The following is a 15,960-nucleotide window of genomic DNA, read 5'->3' on the forward strand; positions in this document are numbered from 1 at the left end:
TCCGGGTTAGTCCCCTCGCGCTTCCCGGGTCTTCTTCTCGTTGGCCTGCTGGATAGCGGTTACCAGCTCATCCTTGGTCATCTTGGAACGCCCGGAAACCTCCAGCCTCGACGCGATCTCATAGAGATGCTCCTTGGACGCGTTCGCGTCCACCCCGCCGGCAGTGTCCGCCGTAGAGTTCCTGCCTTCAGCGGATTTTTGATCAGACGGTCCGCTGGCGGCCTTGGGTTCCCAGTGGTCGCCGACCTTCTCATACGTGTGTTTGAGCGAGGCGTAGGCAGTCTGGGCCGCCCGCTGCTCGTCGCCGTATTCCTCGATCGCTGAGTCGTAGGTCTTCGCAAAGGTGTCCTGGGCCTTTTTGTCCGACCGCTGCAGGGTCGAGGGCAGTTCGCTCTTTTTCGCGTTGCCGCGCTGGGAGGTCTTTGGCACTCCTAGTCCTCCCCCTCGGGAACGCCGGCCCGCGCTTCCGTTTCCGGAGCGGCTTCCGCGGACGCGAGGCCCATAGCCGACTGGACCTCGGCGCTGTCCGTGTCATCCGCCATGGGTTCGGGGTTCCGCCATTCCTGCGTGTGGTCAGGGACGGCGCTGCGGGTGAGGTTCTGTGTTTCGTGCTTCAGTTCCTCGTCCATACGGCGTCCGTGGGTGCTGTTTCCGCGTTCGGCCATGGTGCTTTCCTTCCGGTCGGCAGGTTACTAAGCGTCCTTACGGTCTATCACTCTTCAAGGAGCCGCTCAAGCCACGGACCATGCCGTGTGTCAGCACTCCACCACATTCACGGCAAGGCCGCCCAGCGCGGTTTCCTTGTACTTGGAACTCATGTCCTTGCCGGTTTCCCGCATGGTCACAATGACTTCGTCGAGCGATACCCGGTGCTCCCCATCGCCCCAGAGCGCCATTTTGGCAGCGTTCACCGCCTTGCCTGCGCCGATGGCGTTGCGCTCGATGCAGGGGACCTGCACCAGACCGCCGATCGGATCGCAGGTCAGCCCGAGGTTGTGCTCCATCGCGATCTCTGCGGCGTTTTCCACCTGTTCGGGCGTGCCGCCCAGGATTTCGGCCAGCCCGGCGGCGGCCATGGACGACGCCGACCCCACCTCGCCCTGGCAGCCCACCTCGGCGCCGGAAATGGAGGCCTGCTCCTTGTAGAGCACCCCCACGGCACCGGCGGCGAGCAGGAAGCGGACCACAGCGTCGTCCTTCTCCTCCGGCGTGGCCGTGTCCATGCCCGGAGCGTAGTGCGTCGCGTAGAAGAGGACGGCGGGAATGATGCCGGCAGCGCCGTTGGTGGGGGCGGTGACCACCCGTCCGCCGGAGGCGTTCTCCTCGTTGACGGCCAGCGCGACCAGGTTGACCCACTCCTGCCAGAACCGCGGATCCCGGTTGGGGTCCTCCTGGCGCAGCCGGGTGTGCCATTGGGGTGCCCGACGGCGGACCTTCAGACCTCCGGGCAGCAGGCCGGTGCGGGCGATCGCGGAATCCTTGCAGTCATCCATCACGTCGCGGATGTGCAGCAGCCCGGACCGGATCTCTTCCTCCGGGCGGGAAACCAGCTCGTTGGCCAGCATCACCCCGCTGATGTCCAGGCCGCTGGAAGTACAGTGCACCAGCAGTTCCGCGGCCGTGCGGAACGGGTAGGGCAGCTGCTGCTTGGACGCGGCGAGCTCCAGCGCGGCGGTGTCTTCCTCGCCGTCGCGCACGATAAAACCGCCGCCGACGGAGAAGAACGTGGCTTCATGGAGTGCGTCGCCGCCCGAGCCCACGGCAGCGAAGCGGATGCCGTTGGTGTGCCGCGGCAGCACGGTCAGCGGATGCAGGACCATGTCCCCGATGCCGTAGTCGAGCGGGGTTCCGCCGCCCTCGAACTGGCCGCCCAGCACGATTTTGCCGGAGGATTCGATGGCGGCGAGCCGGTCCTGCATTTCCTCCGGAAGGATTTCCTCCGGGGCAAAGCCCTCAAGCCCCAGCAGGACTGCGGGGAAGGTGCCGTGCCCGCGGCCGGTCGCCGCGAGGGACCCGTAAAGGTCCACGCGGAGGCCGGCCACGGACTCCAGGACACCGGCTGCGGCCAGTTCGCCGGTGAAGGCAGCGGCGGCCCGCATAGGCCCCACGGTGTGGGAACTTGAGGGGCCGATGCCTACGGTGAAGAGATCGAAAACGCCAACAGCCATGCGGGTGTCCTTTAGTTCGCGCCTAGACGCGGGTGGGTGCTCCGGCGAGGTCGGCGACCTGCGGGTAGAGCGGATGGGCCGCGGCCAGCGCGTGGACCCGGTCCTTCAGCGCACTGAGGTCCTCGTCCTCCCCGGCGATCAGGGCCAGGGCGATGATGTCGGCGACCTCGCGGAACGCTGCCTCATCGAAACCGCGGGTAGCCAGCGCCGGGGTGCCGATCCGCAGGCCGGAGGTGACCATGGGCGGACGCGGGTCGAACGGAACAGCATTGCGGTTGACCGTGATGTCGATCTGCGCCAGCCGGTCTTCGCCCTGCTGGCCGTCGAGCTCCGCGTTGCGCAGATCCACGAGGACCAGATGGACGTCGGTGCCGCCGGAAACCACGGAAATACCCTTGGCCGCCACGTCCTCGGCGAGCAGCCGCTCGGCGAGGATACGGGACCCGGCCAGGGTACGTTCCTGGCGTTCCCGGAACTCCGGGGTCGCAGCGATTTTCAGTGCGGTGGCTTTGCCCGCAATCACGTGCTCCAGCGGACCGCCCTGCTGCCCCGGGAAGACCGCAGAGTTGATCTTCTTGGCAATCTCCGCCTCATTGGAGAGGATGATGCCGCCGCGCGGACCGGCCAGGGTCTTGTGCGTGGTGGACGTGACCACGTGGGCGTGCGGTACCGGGCTGGGATGCAGGCCGGCGGCCACCAGTCCGGCGAAGTGCGCCATGTCCACCATCAGGTAGGCGCCAACCTCGTCCGCGATCCGGCGGAACTCCGCGAAGTCCAGCTGACGGGCGTAGGCGGACCAGCCGGCCACGATCAGCTTGGGCTGGTGCTCGCGCGCCAGGCGCTCCACTTCCTCCATCCGCACGGTGTGGGTGGTTTCATCCACACCGTACGGGACGATGTTGTACAGCCGGCCGGAGAAGTTCAGCTTCATACCGTGCGTCAGGTGCCCGCCGTCGGCCAGTGACAGGCCCAGGACCGTGTCACCGGGGCGGATCAACGCATGCATCACCGCAGCGTTGGCCTGCGCACCGGAGTGCGGCTGGACGTTGGCGAAACCGGCACCGAACAGGGACTTGGCCCGCTCGATCGCCAGCTTTTCAATCACGTCCACGAACTCGCAGCCGCCGTAGTAGCGGCGCCCGGGGTAACCCTCGGCGTATTTGTTGGTCAGCACGGAGCCCTGGGCTTCCATAACCGCGACCGAAGTGTGGTTCTCGGACGCGATCATTTCCAGGCCGTCCTGCTGGCGGCGCCGCTCGTTGTCGATCTGCTCGGCAACCTCGGGGTCGATCTCCGCCAGGTGGGCGTTCAGGTAATCGGTCACAGTTCGCCGCCGTTCTTCTCCGCGTACTCGGCAGCGCTCAGCAGCTCACCCTCCTCCGAGACCTCAACGGTGAACAGCCAGCCGGCGCCGTACGGGTCTTCGTTCAGGATGGCCGGGTTATCCACGGCTTCCTGGTTGATTTCCACGATCGTGCCGGACACCGGTGCGTAGAGGTCCGAAACGGACTTGGTGGACTCCACCTCGCCGCAGGTCTCGCCGGCCGTGACGGTGTCGCCGACGGCGGGGAGGTCAACGTAGACAACATCGCCCAGCGCGTCGGCGGCGACGGCGGAGATGCCAACTTTTACGGGGCTGGAGCCGTCCACCCATTCGTGTTCGGCCGAGTAGCGGAGGCCTTCAATTACTTTGCTCATGGTGTGTGCCTTTCAAGTGGTGAACAACTGGTTCAAAGTCTAGGAGGGAATGCCAAGGGGGCGGCGCGGTGTTCTGTGTAGCCCCGCATCGCCGAGCGAGGAACGAGCGAGGTGTCTAAGGGGCGGCAGAATGCCGTGCCGCCCCCGATACCTACTTTTCGCGCTTGTAGAACGGGAGCTGAACCACTTCGAAAGGTTCGGGTTTGCCGCGGAGGTCGACGTCGAGGGGGGTGCCGGGTTCGGAGAGGGCAGCGTCGACGTAGGCAAGGGCGATCGGAAAGCCGAGGGTCGGGCTGGGAGCGCCGGAGGTGACTTCGCCGACCACTTGCCCGTCCTTGAGGACCGGGTAGTGTGCGCGGGCCGAACGGCGGCCGGAGCCCTTCAGGCCCACCAGCTTACGGGCCGGGACCTGCTGCTTTTTGGCTTCCAGCGCCGTACGGCCGACGAAGTCGCCGTCCTTGGACAGGGCCACCACACCGCCGAGGCCGGCTGCGTAGGGGTCCAGGTCCAGGCTGAGCTCGTTGCCGTAGAGCGGCATGCCGGCCTCGAGGCGCAGCGAGTCGCGGCAGGCCAGACCTGCGGGAACCAGGCCCCGTTCCGCTCCGGCGGCAAGCAGCGCCTGCCACAGCGCCGGCGCGGCGTCGTTGGGCACGTAGATCTCGAACCCGTCCTCACCGGTGTAGCCGGTGCGGGCCACGAGCAGGCTGTGCGCGCTGCCGTCCACGTTCAGCTCAACCGGAGCGGCCGCGTAATACTTCATGCCCGTGACCAGCTCCCGCTGCGCGGCGGGGACCAGATCGAGCAGGATCGCTTCGGCAACGGGTCCCTGGATGGCCACCAGCGAGGTGGCCGCTGTTTCATCCTTGACCGTGACGTCGAATCCTTCGGCGCGGGCGGTCAGTTCGGCGGCGACGACGGCGGCGTTCCCGGCGTTGGGGACCACCAGGTACTCGTTGTCCCCCAGCCGGTAGCTGATCAGGTCATCGATGATCCCGCCGTCGGCGTTTGTGATCAGCGAGTACTTGGCCCGGCCAACGGCCACAGCGGAGAGTTTGCCGGTGAGCGCGTAGTCCAGGAACGCGCCCGCCTGCGGACCCGAGACCCGGACTTCGCCCATGTGGGAAAGGTCGAACAGGCCGGCGGCCTTGCGGACGGCGTGGTGCTCAGCAAGTTCGGAACTGTACTTCAGCGGCATCTGCCAGCCGCCGAAGTCGGTGAAGGAGGCGCCGAGGCGCTTGTGCTCTTCGTAAAGCGCTGTGTATTGCTCGGTCATTGTCAAAGTCTCCTAGTTCTCGAACTCTTCGATCGGCGGGCAGGAGCAGATCAGGTTGCGGTCCCCGGCGGCGCCGTCGATGCGGCCCACGGGCGGGAAGTACTTATCCGTCCGCAGGCTGCGCAGCGGGAAGGCAGCCTGTTCGCGCGGGTAGGAACGGTCCCAGTCGTTGCCGGCCACCACCGTGGCGGTGTGCGGTGCGTTCCGCAGCGGGCTGGCCTCGACCGTGAAGTCGCCGGCGGCAACCTGGTCGATCTCGGCGCGGATGGCAATCATCGCGTCGATGAACCGGTCAATCTCGCCCTGGTCCTCGGACTCGGTGGGTTCGACCATCAGGGTTCCTGCCACCGGGAAGGACAGTGTGGGGGCGTGGAAGCCGTAGTCGACCAGGCGCTTGGCCACATCCTCGGCGGTGACGCCGGTCTTGGCGGTGAGGTCGCGCAGGTCCAGGATGCACTCGTGGGCCACCAGCCCGCCCTTGCCGGTGTAGAGCACCGGGAAGTAGTCGTTCAGCCGGGCGGCAACGTAGTTCGCGGCCAGCAGCGCACTCTTGGTGGCGGAGGTCAGACCGTCCCCGCCCATCAGGCGGACGTAGGCCCAGGAGATCGGCAGGACGCCGGCGGAACCGAAGCGGGAAGCCGAGATCGGAATGTCCTCGCCGCCGTCCCAGGCGGCTGCGTTGCCGGGCATAAACGGAGCCAGGTGGGCCTTGGCAGCCACCGGGCCGACGCCGGGGCCGCCGCCGCCGTGCGGGATGCAGAAGGTCTTGTGCAGGTTCAGGTGGGAGACGTCGCCCCCGAACTCGCCCGGCTGGGCCAGCCCGACCAGGGCGTTGAGGTTGGCGCCGTCGATGTAAACCTGGCCGCCCGCTTCATGGATGGCGTCGCAGACGTCGCGGACGTCGTCGTCGTACACACCGTGGGTGGAGGGGTAGGTGATCATGATCGCGGCGAGGTTTTCGCGGTGGGCATCGATCTTGGCGCGCAGATCCGCGTGGTCGATCGCGCCGTCGCCGGCGGTTCCGACAACCACGACCTTCATGCCGGCCAGAACAGCGGAGGCGGCGTTGGTTCCGTGGGCGGAAGCCGGGATCAGGCAGATGTTGCGCTGCACGTCCCCGCGGGAGTGGTGGTAGCCGCGGATGGCGAGCAGACCCGCCAGCTCGCCCTGGGAACCGGCGTTGGGCTGGATGGACACCTGGTCGTACCCGGTGATGGTGGCCAGCTGGGCCTCAAGGTCGGAAATGAGTTCACGCCAGCCCTCGGTCTGGGAATCCGGGGCGAAGGGGTGGATCGAGGCGAATTCGGGCCAGGTCATGGCCTGCATTTCCGCGGTGGCGTTGAGCTTCATGGTGCAGGAGCCCAGCGGGATCATGGTCCGGTCCAGGGCGAGGTCCCGGTCCGAGAGGCGGCGCAGGTAGCGCAGCATCTGGGTTTCGGAACGGTAGGAGGAGAACACCGGGTGGGTCATAAACTCCGAGGTGCGCAGCAGCTCCGCCGGAAGTTCAAACCCGGCAGCCTCAGCCGGCTCGGCACCGAAGGCGGCGGCGACGTCGGCAATCACGGCGCCTGTGGTGGTCTCGTCAGCGGACACACCGACTGTGTCGGCGTCGACCAGCCGCAGGTTGATGCCCTTCGCCTCCGCAGCGGCAACGATGTCGGCTGCGCGGCCGGGAACCCGGGCGGTAACGGTGTCGAAGAAGGTGTCGGAGACCAGCTCGATGCCGGCCGCGGAAAGGGCGCCAGCCAGGGCACGGGCGTGACCGTTGACGCGCAGCGCAATTGCCTTCAGGCCTTCCGGCCCGTGGTAAACGGCGTACATGGAGGCCACGATCGCCAGCAGCGCCTGTGCGGTGCAGATGTTGGAGGTCGCCTTTTCCCGGCGGATGTGCTGCTCGCGGGTCTGCAGCGCCAGGCGGTAGGCCGGGGTGCCGGCGGAATCCTTGGAAACGCCGACCAAGCGGCCGGGCAGAGAGCGCTCGAGCCCCTTGCGCACAGCCATGTACGCGGCGTGCGGGCCGCCGAAGAAGAGCGGAACGCCAAAGCGCTGCACGGACCCGACGGCGATGTCCGCGCCCTGCTCTCCGGGAGGAGTCAGCAGGGTCAGGGCCAGGAGGTCGGCTGCCACGGTGACCAGGGCACCGCGCTCCTTGGCCTCGGCGATAACGGCGGCCTGGTTTCGAACGGCGCCGGAGACGCCGGGCTGCTGCAGGACAACACCGGTGATCTCGCCGTCGGGCAGGCCGGCGGAAAGGTCAGCGACCTCGACGTCGAACCCGAGGGCCTTGGCCCGGCCGCGGACGATCGCGATGGTCTGCGGCAGGGCGTCGGCGTCCAGGACGATTTTGCCTTCCGACTTGGCCTTGTTGGAGCGGCGCATCAGCAGCACGGCCTCCGCGACGGCGGTGGCTTCATCCAGCAGCGACGCGTTGGCGACGGGCAGGGCGGTGAGGTCCTGGACCATGGTCTGGAAGTTCAGCAGGGCCTCCAGCCGGCCCTGGGAGATTTCAGGCTGGTACGGGGTGTAGGCCGTGTACCAGGCGGGATCCTCCACGACATTGCGCAGGATCACCGGAGGAGTGTGGGTGTCGAAATAACCCTGGCCGATCATCTGCACGGCGGTTTTGTTCTTCGCGGCAATGCGGCGGAGCTCGGCCAGCGTTTCCTGCTCGCTCTGGGCCGTGCCCAGCACCAGCGGGGTGTCCTGGCGGATGGCGGCCGGAACGGCAGCGTCCACGAGGTTGTCGAGGGTGTCATATCCGACGGCCTTGAGCATGGCGTCGGTTTCAGTCGCGCGCGCACCAATGTGGCGGTCGACGAAGGCTGCGGTGGACGGAACTGCTGTCATGGGAGGCTCCAAAAGGCGGGCGAGGGTACGCCGATGAGACGATTGGTTCCTCCCCGCTCTGTATTGGACCTGAGAGATTCCGCGGGAATGGCCCGCTTGCACCGTCGGTGAGGATCCGGAGTGATCCGGTCCTGCTTTCCAGAGTTGCCTCGCTGTGGCGGTACAGGGGCCTGAGAGATTCCCGGGGAGGGTTTGCTCCTACGGCGCCCGCGGCGTCGGATGTTCGCTGCTGCAGGACTCTCCCGCCACGGCTGATAAAGGCATATTCAGTTGTAGCTGCGTAGCTGACTCTAGTCGGCCGCACCCGCGCCTTCAAGGTATGACTCAGGACCCTTGCCAGCCCTGGCGCGCCCGTATATAAACCAGCCGCCGCAAACTCCCAAATTGACATGTCCGCAGGCACTCCCGAAACTGAAATGATCGGCGGTGACGCCGCATCTCATGAAGCTTCACCGGCAACGGTGAGCGCAGCGTGTCTTGGCGGCGGCGCCTCGAATTGGTGCCTACGAGAAAGAACTCCATGTCAGGTAGCTCCACCCGCCCGTCCAGCACTGCGCAGTCCGCAGCTGTTTCCAGTTCCAAGGACCCGGACCTCTCCCGGTCGCTGTCCAGCCGCCATATCCAGCTGCTCGCGATCGGCGGTGCCATCGGCACCGGCCTGTTCATGGGCTCCGGTAAGACCATTTCCGTTGCGGGCCCCTCGGTCATCTTCGTCTACATGATCATCGGCTTCATGCTGTACTTCGTGATGCGGGCCATGGGCGAGCTGCTGCTCTCCAACCTGGAGTACAAGTCCTTCAGCGATTTCGCCGCTGACCTGCTGGGCCCGTGGGCCGGTTTCTTCACCGGTTGGACCTACTGGTTCTGCTGGGTGGTTACCGGAATCGCCGACGTGGTGGCGATCGCCCACTATGTCACCTACTGGTGGGCCGGTGCACCGCTCTGGATCCCGGCCCTGGCCTGCATCGCTCTGCTGCTGGCGCTGAACCTTCCCACTGTGAAGGCGTTTGGCGAAACCGAGTTCTGGTTCGCCCTGATCAAGATCGTGGCCATCATGACCCTGATCGTGGTGGGCCTGGTGATGATCCTCACCGGATTCCAGTCCGGGCCGGCCGAGACAGCCAGCTTCGGCAATCTCTGGGAAAACGGCGGGTTCTTCCCCACCGGTCCCATGGGCTTCGTGGCAGGCTTCCAGATCGCCGTTTTTGCCTTCGTGGGCATCGAACTGGTGGGCACCGCCGCGGCCGAGACCAAGGATCCGACCAAGAACCTGCCCAAGGCGATCAACTCGATCCCGCTGCGCATCATGCTGTTCTACGTAGGCGCCCTGGTCATCCTCATGTCGGTGATCCCCTGGACCGATTTCAGCGCGGACGAAAGTCCGTTCGTGGGTATGTTCACCCTCGCCGGGCTGGGTACGGCTGCCGCCGTCGTGAACTTCGTGGTGCTGACGTCCGCGGCGTCCTCGGCGAACTCCGGCATCTACTCGACCTCGCGTATGGTCTACGGCCTGGCGCGCGACGGCGATGCCCCCCGCCCGTTCAGCCGCCTGTCCCGGCGCAAGGTTCCGCAGAACGCACTGTTCTTCTCCTGCACTTTCCTGCTCGCCGGCGTGGTGCTGCTGTACGCGGGCGAATCGGTGAGCGCAGCCTTCACGCTGGTCACCACGATCTCCGCGCTCTGCTTCATGTTTGTCTGGACCATCATCCTGTTCAGCTACCTCACCTACCGGCGCCGCCGTCCGCACCTGCATGCGGAATCGAAGTTCAAGCTTCCCGGCGGCCGGGTCATGGTCTACGTGGTGCTGGCCTTCTTTGTGTTCATCGTGTGGGCTTTGACGACGCAGGCGGACACCCTGGTGGCACTGCTGGTCACGCCCATTTGGTTCGCCCTCCTGGGCGGTATTTACGCGGTGCTGCGCCGCACGCCGCTGCACCAGGCCCGGGTGGCCGAATACAAGGCGATGGCCGCCGGAGAGCGGGAAGCCGCGGAGTCCCTTAGCCGCGGGTGAACTTCAGGTAGCGGGTAGCGGAGTCCTGGACAATGCGATCCGCGGCCCGCGGCAGGATGAAGTCCCACCAGGCGCCGTACAGCCGTTCGTAGGCCAGCGGGGCCAGCAGCTCCGCGGCGGCCTCGACGACGTCGGGCCGCTCCGGGATGAGATTGGGATAGCTGTACATAAAGGCCACATGCGTGAAGTCGGGGATGACCTGGATGATGTCGCCGCTGAAGAGGGCGCCCAGGCCATCGGGGTCGTCGTCCCAGTGCATCACTGTGCCGCCCGGGAAATGGATGCCCGGGCGGTACAGGACCAGGCCCGATGCCAGCTCCAGCCGGTCTCCGTCCCAGAACTGCAGCACGGGGTCGCTGCGGCCCACCCACTGCCGGTCCGCGGTGTGCAGGTAGACCGGCACCTCGAATTCACGGGCCCAGTCCACCATGGTCGAGTAGTAGTGCGGATGGCTGATGGCAATGGCAGACAGTCCGCCTTCGGCGTTGACGATGTCGATGAGTTCCTCGTCGAGGTAGGGTACGCAGTCCCACAGCACATTGCCGTCCGCGGCCTTGACCAGCAGGGCCCGCTGCCCGATTGCAAACTTTGGTTCGCAGCCGATGCCGAGCACCCCGGGGCCCTGCGGGTGCACGCTGGCCCGCCGGGCTCCTGAGCGGAGCCTGGAGAGCGTGGTCCAGGCCTGGCCGGACAGCGGCACGTACTGGCGTTCGTCCAGGCACACCGGACAGGTGGCTCGCGGTTCCGAGTACTGCGTGCCGCAGGTGACGCAGATCGGGTAGTCGTTGGGAGGAAGCGCTTCTTTGTAGTGCTGCACCATCGTCGTGGACCCGTTCGTGAGCAGGTTTTTTGCCGAAGTGCCGGTCACGCTACCGCCTCAGTCCCGCCGGCAACACCTGATCAGGCAGATTCCGGGCCCCTGTCCGAGTAACGATTTGGACTCGCCCCTGCTCACTGGACCACTGTTTGTTCAGTGGACGACTTGTTCAGTAGACCACCGTTCCGGTTGATCCGACGGTGCTGCCCAGCTGGGCCGGCTTGGCGCTGACATCAAGCTGGATGCCCACGGAGTGCAGCGGGGCCTCCAAAGCAAGGCTGAGGTTGGGCAGGACCTCCGAGCGGATCCGGCGCAGGGTCTCCTGGATATCCGCGCGCTCATTGACCGTGACGCGCAGGGCGAGGTCCGGCGCTCCGGCCGTCCCCCGAAGCACTGCGGAGGAATTGACGACGCCGGGCATCCGGTTGACGTCGTACTCGACGGCGGCGGCCAGCACCCCGGGGTCGCACCGGGTAATGCCGCGGGCCGGGTCCTCCTGCAGCCGGTAGCCCGCGGCTTCGCGCCGGCGGGGGATTTCGGCGAGGATCCACCACAGGCCCAGGATCCCAAGGATCAGCCCGCCAATCAGTACGGCGGGAGCCACCCAGTCCGGTGCCAGCAGGGTTTCAGGGTCCTGCTGCAGCACCGGTGACTGGGCTCCGGCGACCGCTCCCCCGGTGACCTGGTTCAGGAATCCCGCGGAAACCAGCAGTGCGAAGATTCCAGCGGCCAGAAGCAGCACGCCGATGATGATCAGCCACGTCCGGTTCATCGCCCCCGCATGGTGTCGCATGGCGCGTCCTTTCCGTTCCTGGCCGGTCCCGGGTCAGTCCCGGGAGCGGATGAATACCTTGACGCGGGGTGCCGGGTCCAGGCCCGAGGCAACCAGCCGTGACCGGACGCCGTCGCCCACCCAGCGGTGGAGGTCCCGGGTGTCGTGCAGGGCCGTGTTAACTGCCACCCGCACTTCCCGGTCCGTTGCCGTGGCTGATGCCGAGGAGACGCCGTCGATGTGTTCGCAGGTTGCCGCGGCAAGCTGTGCCACGGCCCGGCTGGACATCACCACTGAGGCGTCACCTTCCACTGCTGCCTCCGAATCAGCTTCATCAGCAGCGGGGAGACGTACGCCCAGGTCGCGGAACCGGCCGGGAAGGATGCCGGCCAGCAGCAGAATCAGCCCGGCCGCGGCCACGGCGGCACCGATGGTCCAGACGGCGGGATCATTCCAGTTAACCCCCGCAAACCAGGTGAACGGAGCAATAAATGCCTCCGGCCAGGCCCCGGAGGTCAGGCGGACGAGGGCCACCCAAACCAGCACGATTCCCAGGGCAAGAAGCACGGCGGCACAAATGGTTGCCGGAACCGATCTGCTCGGACGCTGGCGCAGCGCCACCGGAGGCGCGCCCGGCCGGCTCACAGCAGCTGCCTTCGGCCGGAGGTGAGGGCCTTCGGCCGCAGCCAGGCGACGGTGATGTCCACCTGCCGCACCTGCACCCCGGTGAGGTCCGTGACCCGTTCTGCGATCCGCTGGCGCAGCTGGTCCGTTGCCCGTCGCAGCGGCAGCGGGTACGGGAGTCCCACTGTCACCTTGAGGCTGGCGATGTTCCCGGCCAGTTCGACGTCGGCATCCGGCCGGGCCGTAAAGTCCGCCCGCGAGCCGATGCCAAGGAACCCGCCGGAGGTTCCGCCTGCCTGCGTCTCATCCCGGGCCACCTGGCTGGCAATCTTTTCCAGCACCTTCTTGGACATGGATGTGCTGCCCCGGCTGCCCACGTCGCGGCGGGAGCGGCCGGCAGCGGGCACCTCCGTGGTGGTCATCGGCTCGAGGCCCGGCCAAACAACCCGGCCATGTCGAGCTTGCCGTCAGCCGTGAGCCCCACCAGCAGGCCGATCAGGCCGAAGAGGAGGGTGACCAAAAAGGCGAACCACCCACCGAAGGCCAGCACGATCCCCAGAACCAGACCAACAGCCAGGCACCATCTTGTTGCAGACATGGTGTTCTCCTTAGTTCCCTAGTTGAATCCGCCGCAGTGCACCGGGCGGATGCCCGCTACTCCAAACGGTTCGAGGGCGCCTTCTTGCCGCCGTCGTCTCCGTCGTCACTGGAATCCCCGGGCAGCTGCACATCGGTGACGTTGACGTTCACTTCCAGTACTTCCAGGCCGGTCGCGTTCTCCACTGAGCGGATGACGTTCCGGCGGATACCCTGGCTGACTTCCACGATTGAGTAGCCGTACTCGACGACGATGCTCACGTCGATAGCCGCCTGCCGTTCGCCCTTTTCCACAGTGACGCCGTTGCTGACGTTGGTTTGTGAACCGGGGATCCGGTCAGTGACGGCGCTGAAAGCCCGCCGGGCCGCGTTACCCATGGCATAGACTCCGGGAACTTCCCGGGTGGCCATACCGGCCAGTTTCTGCACCACGGTTTCTTCGATTGTTGTATCTCCCCTGGGCGTGTGGAGCGGCCCCGAACGCCGCTGCTGCTCAATCTCGTGTTCACTGCCGGTACGTTCACCGGACACCGCTTCTGCGGTCGGGGCGGATGATGGTCCAGGGTTTCTGGCGGTTTCTGCCATGACACTCATCTCCTGCTCGATGGGGATCCGGGCCGGATCGCCTACCTCCATTAAGACGGCCGAAAGCCCGTACCGTCACTCCCGGCGGAACTATTCGGGCCTTGGACCCCGGATATTCCCATTTCACGGACGAGGTTCCGCTGCCGCCGTGCGGGTGGGATATTTGCAGGACCGGCAGCATTCGAGGGCCTCTGTTGGAACACCCGGCTGAAGCGCCCCGCTGCAACACCGCGTGGCGAAGCGACTGGCAATCGGGGCCGTGGATTGGAAGGTGGGGACATGCCCGACAAACCCCTCCGCGGTCAGCTGGTGGACAGTGCCCTGGTGGCAGGCATCGCCGCACGTGCGGCGCGTGAGACTCCGGGGGTGCTGCGGCTGGCTACCGCCCGCAGCCATGTCCTCTCCCGCCTGCGGACGGGTGCCGCCCGGTCCTGGCGTACGACGGCGGGCTGGGCTGCGCGCCGCCCCGGAGACCCTGATGCCCCCAACCTGCGGGACGGCGTCGTCGCTGTGATCCGCGGCGGCACGGCAACGATCGAGGTGGACCTCGCCACCGACGCTGCCTACAACGCGCTCGACGTCGCGGCCAACGTGCAGGACCGGGTGGCCCAGGCCCTGCGCGCCACCGGAGTTGCCGCGGGTCCGGTGAACGTCACCGTGCTGGCGATTGAGCGTGCCGGCGAAACCTAACCCCCTCCGGCTTGGGATGTACCGGCCGTCTGGCGCAGTTTTCCCTCCGGACGCCGCACGATTCTCGCCTGTCATTGTCGGGCCAGGAGCTCCCAGCCGTGCAAGTGTTCTCCCAAGCACGGATCTCCCGAAAGCGCACCAGAGACCCTTGCTATTCCCTCACCCGGCACCGTATTATCACGATACGGAAGAACTTTTTCATTTTTCATTGAAGTCCTCGGTTACGTTAACTGGCGGACCAGCGCGACGAAGCAGACCTGCAAGAGGGAGTAAGGCCATGGCCATTGAAGTAACTGATCCGAACCCTGCCAAGGGTGGCGAAACCATCCTCACCCCCGAAGCACTGGCCTTCGTCGAAGAACTGCACAGACGCTTTGCGCCGACCCGCAACGACCTCCTTGCTGCCCGCACCGCCCGCCGGGAATCCATCGCCGCCGGCGGATCGCTGGACTTCCTGCCCGAAACCGCCGCAATCCGCGAAGGGGATTGGAAGGTCGCCGCCGCACCGCCCGCTCTCCAGGACCGCCGGGTCGAAATGACCGGCCCCGCGTCCCCCGCGAAGATGGCAATCAACGCACTGAACTCCGGGGCCAAGGTCTGGCTGGCCGACCTGGAAGATGCTTCCACTCCCACCTGGCACAACGTGGTGGACGCGGAATACAACCTGTACCAGGCCGCACGCGGTGAGCTGTCCTTCACCTCCCCCGAGGGCAAGGAATACGCGCTTCGCACCGACGCGCCCCTCGCCGTCGTCGTGATGCGCCCGCGCGGCTGGCACCTGCCGGAAAAGCACGTGCTGATCGACGGCGAACGGGCCGTGGGAGCACTGGTCGACTTCGGCCTGCACTTCTTCCACAACGCCAAGCAGCTCCTGGAAAACGGCCAGGGACCCTACTACTACCTGCCCAAGATGGAAAGCCATCTGGAAGCCCGGCTCTGGAACGACGTTTTCGTGTTTGCACAGGACTACGTGGGTATTCCGCAGGGTTCGGTGCGGGCCACTGTCCTCATCGAAACCATCCCGGCCGCCTTCGAGATGGAGGAAATCCTCTACGAACTGCGGGACCATGCCTCAGGCCTTAACGCAGGGCGCTGGGATTACCTTTTCAGCATCATCAAGGTCTTCCGGGACGCCGGCAAGGACTTCCTGCTGCCGGACCGGGCCGACGTCGCCATGACCGCACCGTTTATGCGCGCCTACACCGAACTGCTGGTCAAGACCTGCCACCGGCGCGGAGCCTTCGCCATGGGCGGAATGGCCGCGTTCATCCCGAACCGCCGAGAACCGGAAATCACGGCGAAGGCGTTCGAGAAGGTCACCGCGGACAAGACCCGGGAAGCCAACGACGGCTTCGACGGCTCCTGGGTTGCCCACCCGGACATGGTCGCCACCTGCCGTGAGGTCTTCGATTCCATCCTCGGCGACAAGCCGAACCAGGTGGACCGGCTCCGGGAGGACGTCTCCGTCACCGCGAAGGACCTGCTCAACGTCACCACCGCCCAGGGCTCCATCACCGAAGCCGGGCTGCGCTCCAACCTGTACGTAGCCGTCGCTTACACCGCGGTCTGGCTTTCGGGCAATGGCGCAGTGGCGATCCACAACCTCATGGAAGACGCCGCCACAGCGGAAATCTCCCGCTCCCAGGTCTGGCAGCAGGTCCGCAACGGCGTGGTGCTGGAGGATACCGGAGAGACCGTGACCGAGGACCTGGTGACGCGGCTCCTGGCGGAGGAGACCGAGCGGCTGCGCTCTGAAGTGGATGAGGAGAAATTCAACCGCTTCTACGCCCCGGCCAGCGAACTGATTGGCCGGATCAGCCTCGCCCCGGATTACCCGGACTTCCTCACCCTTCCCGCCTACGAGCTGGTGGACTGATT

At 66.3% G+C, this 15,960-nt stretch carries 16 protein-coding genes and 1 riboswitch; of the genes, 3 read left to right on the top strand and 13 right to left on the bottom strand.

From position 1 onward, the window contains the following. Positions 1-6: 6 nt before the first annotated feature. From ArtHe_RS14005 to gcvP, 7 genes are all read right to left on the bottom strand, one after another. The gene (locus ArtHe_RS14005; RefSeq protein ID WP_248317513.1) at positions 7-429 is read right to left on the bottom strand and encodes a ChaB family protein; all 423 of its coding nucleotides are present in this window, start codon (positions 427-429) and stop codon (positions 7-9) included. Between the two features lie 2 nt (positions 430-431). Beyond that, positions 432-665 (bottom strand): hypothetical protein, encoded by a 234-nt coding sequence (locus ArtHe_RS14010; RefSeq protein ID WP_248317514.1) that lies wholly within the window; start codon positions 663-665, stop codon positions 432-434. Positions 666-755: 90 nt separating this feature from the next. After that, entirely contained in the window at positions 756-2,168 is a 1,413-nt protein-coding gene (locus ArtHe_RS14015) for an L-serine ammonia-lyase (protein WP_248317515.1), read from the bottom strand. A gap of 22 nt (positions 2,169-2,190) precedes the next feature. Beyond that, complete coding sequence (glyA, locus tag ArtHe_RS14020; RefSeq protein WP_282568690.1) at positions 2,191-3,492, bottom strand: serine hydroxymethyltransferase; 1,302 nt, start codon at positions 3,490-3,492, stop codon at positions 2,191-2,193. Beyond that, a complete protein-coding gene (gene gcvH / locus ArtHe_RS14025; protein WP_066302203.1) occupies positions 3,489-3,866 on the bottom strand; it encodes a glycine cleavage system protein GcvH in 378 nt (125 codons plus the stop codon). Before gcvH ends, glyA begins: the two co-directional genes overlap by 4 nt. Positions 3,867-4,017: 151 nt before the next feature. Continuing rightward, complete coding sequence (gcvT, locus tag ArtHe_RS14030; RefSeq protein WP_248317516.1) at positions 4,018-5,139, bottom strand: glycine cleavage system aminomethyltransferase GcvT; 1,122 nt, start codon at positions 5,137-5,139, stop codon at positions 4,018-4,020. 12 nt (positions 5,140-5,151) lie between these two features. Beyond that, a complete protein-coding gene (gene gcvP / locus ArtHe_RS14035) occupies positions 5,152-7,986 on the bottom strand; it encodes an aminomethyl-transferring glycine dehydrogenase (protein ID WP_248317517.1) in 2,835 nt (944 codons plus the stop codon). 148 nt (positions 7,987-8,134) lie between these two features. Beyond that, a riboswitch (glycine riboswitch) is annotated at positions 8,135-8,241 on the bottom strand. 265 nt (positions 8,242-8,506) lie between these two features. Between gcvP and cycA the strand changes: the two genes are divergently transcribed. Next, positions 8,507-9,997: a D-serine/D-alanine/glycine transporter gene (gene cycA / locus ArtHe_RS14040; protein ID WP_248317518.1), complete on the top strand. Its 1,491-nt coding sequence runs from the start codon at positions 8,507-8,509 to the stop codon at positions 9,995-9,997. On the opposite strand, the gene ArtHe_RS14045 is transcribed toward cycA, so the two are convergent. The 6 genes from ArtHe_RS14045 to ArtHe_RS14070 form a co-directional block, all read right to left on the bottom strand. After that, entirely contained in the window at positions 9,984-10,865 is an 882-nt protein-coding gene (locus tag ArtHe_RS14045; RefSeq protein ID WP_248317519.1) for a hydrolase, read from the bottom strand. The genes cycA and ArtHe_RS14045 overlap by 14 nt on opposite strands. A 118-nt stretch (positions 10,866-10,983) precedes the next feature. Further along, a complete protein-coding gene (locus ArtHe_RS14050; RefSeq protein ID WP_248317520.1) occupies positions 10,984-11,607 on the bottom strand; it encodes a hypothetical protein in 624 nt (207 codons plus the stop codon). Positions 11,608-11,640: 33 nt separating this feature from the next. After that, positions 11,641-12,231, bottom strand: a complete 591-nt coding sequence (locus tag ArtHe_RS14055) for a DUF6286 domain-containing protein (protein WP_248317521.1) — start codon at positions 12,229-12,231, stop codon at positions 11,641-11,643. After that, positions 12,228-12,632, bottom strand: a complete 405-nt coding sequence (locus ArtHe_RS14060; RefSeq protein ID WP_248317522.1) for an Asp23/Gls24 family envelope stress response protein — start codon at positions 12,630-12,632, stop codon at positions 12,228-12,230. The genes ArtHe_RS14055 and ArtHe_RS14060 overlap by 4 nt, the downstream gene beginning before the upstream one ends. Further along, positions 12,629-12,808: a hypothetical protein gene (locus ArtHe_RS14065; RefSeq protein ID WP_066302190.1), complete on the bottom strand. Its 180-nt coding sequence runs from the start codon at positions 12,806-12,808 to the stop codon at positions 12,629-12,631. Before ArtHe_RS14065 ends, ArtHe_RS14060 begins: the two co-directional genes overlap by 4 nt. Positions 12,809-12,864: 56 nt before the next feature. Next, positions 12,865-13,392 carry an Asp23/Gls24 family envelope stress response protein gene (locus ArtHe_RS14070; protein ID WP_083521767.1) on the bottom strand — a complete coding sequence of 176 codons (528 nt, stop codon included), beginning with the start codon at positions 13,390-13,392 and terminating at the stop codon, positions 12,865-12,867. Between the two features lie 279 nt (positions 13,393-13,671). Between ArtHe_RS14070 and ArtHe_RS14075 the strand changes: the two genes are divergently transcribed. Further along, positions 13,672-14,082 carry an Asp23/Gls24 family envelope stress response protein gene (locus ArtHe_RS14075; RefSeq protein ID WP_248317523.1) on the top strand — a complete coding sequence of 137 codons (411 nt, stop codon included), beginning with the start codon at positions 13,672-13,674 and terminating at the stop codon, positions 14,080-14,082. Between the two features lie 277 nt (positions 14,083-14,359). After that, positions 14,360-15,958: a malate synthase A gene (gene aceB / locus ArtHe_RS14080; RefSeq protein WP_248317524.1), complete on the top strand. Its 1,599-nt coding sequence runs from the start codon at positions 14,360-14,362 to the stop codon at positions 15,956-15,958. Positions 15,959-15,960 lie beyond the last annotated feature (2 nt).

It is taken from the genome of Arthrobacter sp. Helios, assembly GCF_023167125.1.
Lineage (GTDB): Bacteria > Actinomycetota > Actinomycetes > Actinomycetales > Micrococcaceae > Arthrobacter_B > Arthrobacter_B luteolus.

Bases quoted from the DNA above. Each gene is read 5' to 3' on its own strand.
- cycA (WP_248317518.1), top strand. From the start codon at position 8,507: ATGTCAGGTAGCTCCACCCGCCCGTCCAGCACTGCGCAGTCCGCAGCT.
- ArtHe_RS14060 (WP_248317522.1), bottom strand. From the start codon at position 12,632: ATGACCACCACGGAGGTGCCCGCTGCCGGCCGCTCCCGCCGCGACGTG.
- ArtHe_RS14065 (WP_066302190.1), bottom strand. From the start codon at position 12,808: ATGTCTGCAACAAGATGGTGCCTGGCTGTTGGTCTGGTTCTGGGGATC.
- gcvH (WP_066302203.1), bottom strand. From the start codon at position 3,866: ATGAGCAAAGTAATTGAAGGCCTCCGCTACTCGGCCGAACACGAATGG.
- gcvP (WP_248317517.1), bottom strand. From the start codon at position 7,986: ATGACAGCAGTTCCGTCCACCGCAGCCTTCGTCGACCGCCACATTGGT.
- ArtHe_RS14015 (WP_248317515.1), bottom strand. From the start codon at position 2,168: ATGGCTGTTGGCGTTTTCGATCTCTTCACCGTAGGCATCGGCCCCTCA.
- gcvT (WP_248317516.1), bottom strand. From the start codon at position 5,139: ATGACCGAGCAATACACAGCGCTTTACGAAGAGCACAAGCGCCTCGGC.
- ArtHe_RS14050 (WP_248317520.1), bottom strand. From the start codon at position 11,607: ATGCGACACCATGCGGGGGCGATGAACCGGACGTGGCTGATCATCATC.
- aceB (WP_248317524.1), top strand. From the start codon at position 14,360: ATGGCCATTGAAGTAACTGATCCGAACCCTGCCAAGGGTGGCGAAACC.
- ArtHe_RS14075 (WP_248317523.1), top strand. From the start codon at position 13,672: ATGCCCGACAAACCCCTCCGCGGTCAGCTGGTGGACAGTGCCCTGGTG.
- ArtHe_RS14070 (WP_083521767.1), bottom strand. From the start codon at position 13,392: ATGGCAGAAACCGCCAGAAACCCTGGACCATCATCCGCCCCGACCGCA.
- ArtHe_RS14010 (WP_248317514.1), bottom strand. From the start codon at position 665: ATGGCCGAACGCGGAAACAGCACCCACGGACGCCGTATGGACGAGGAA.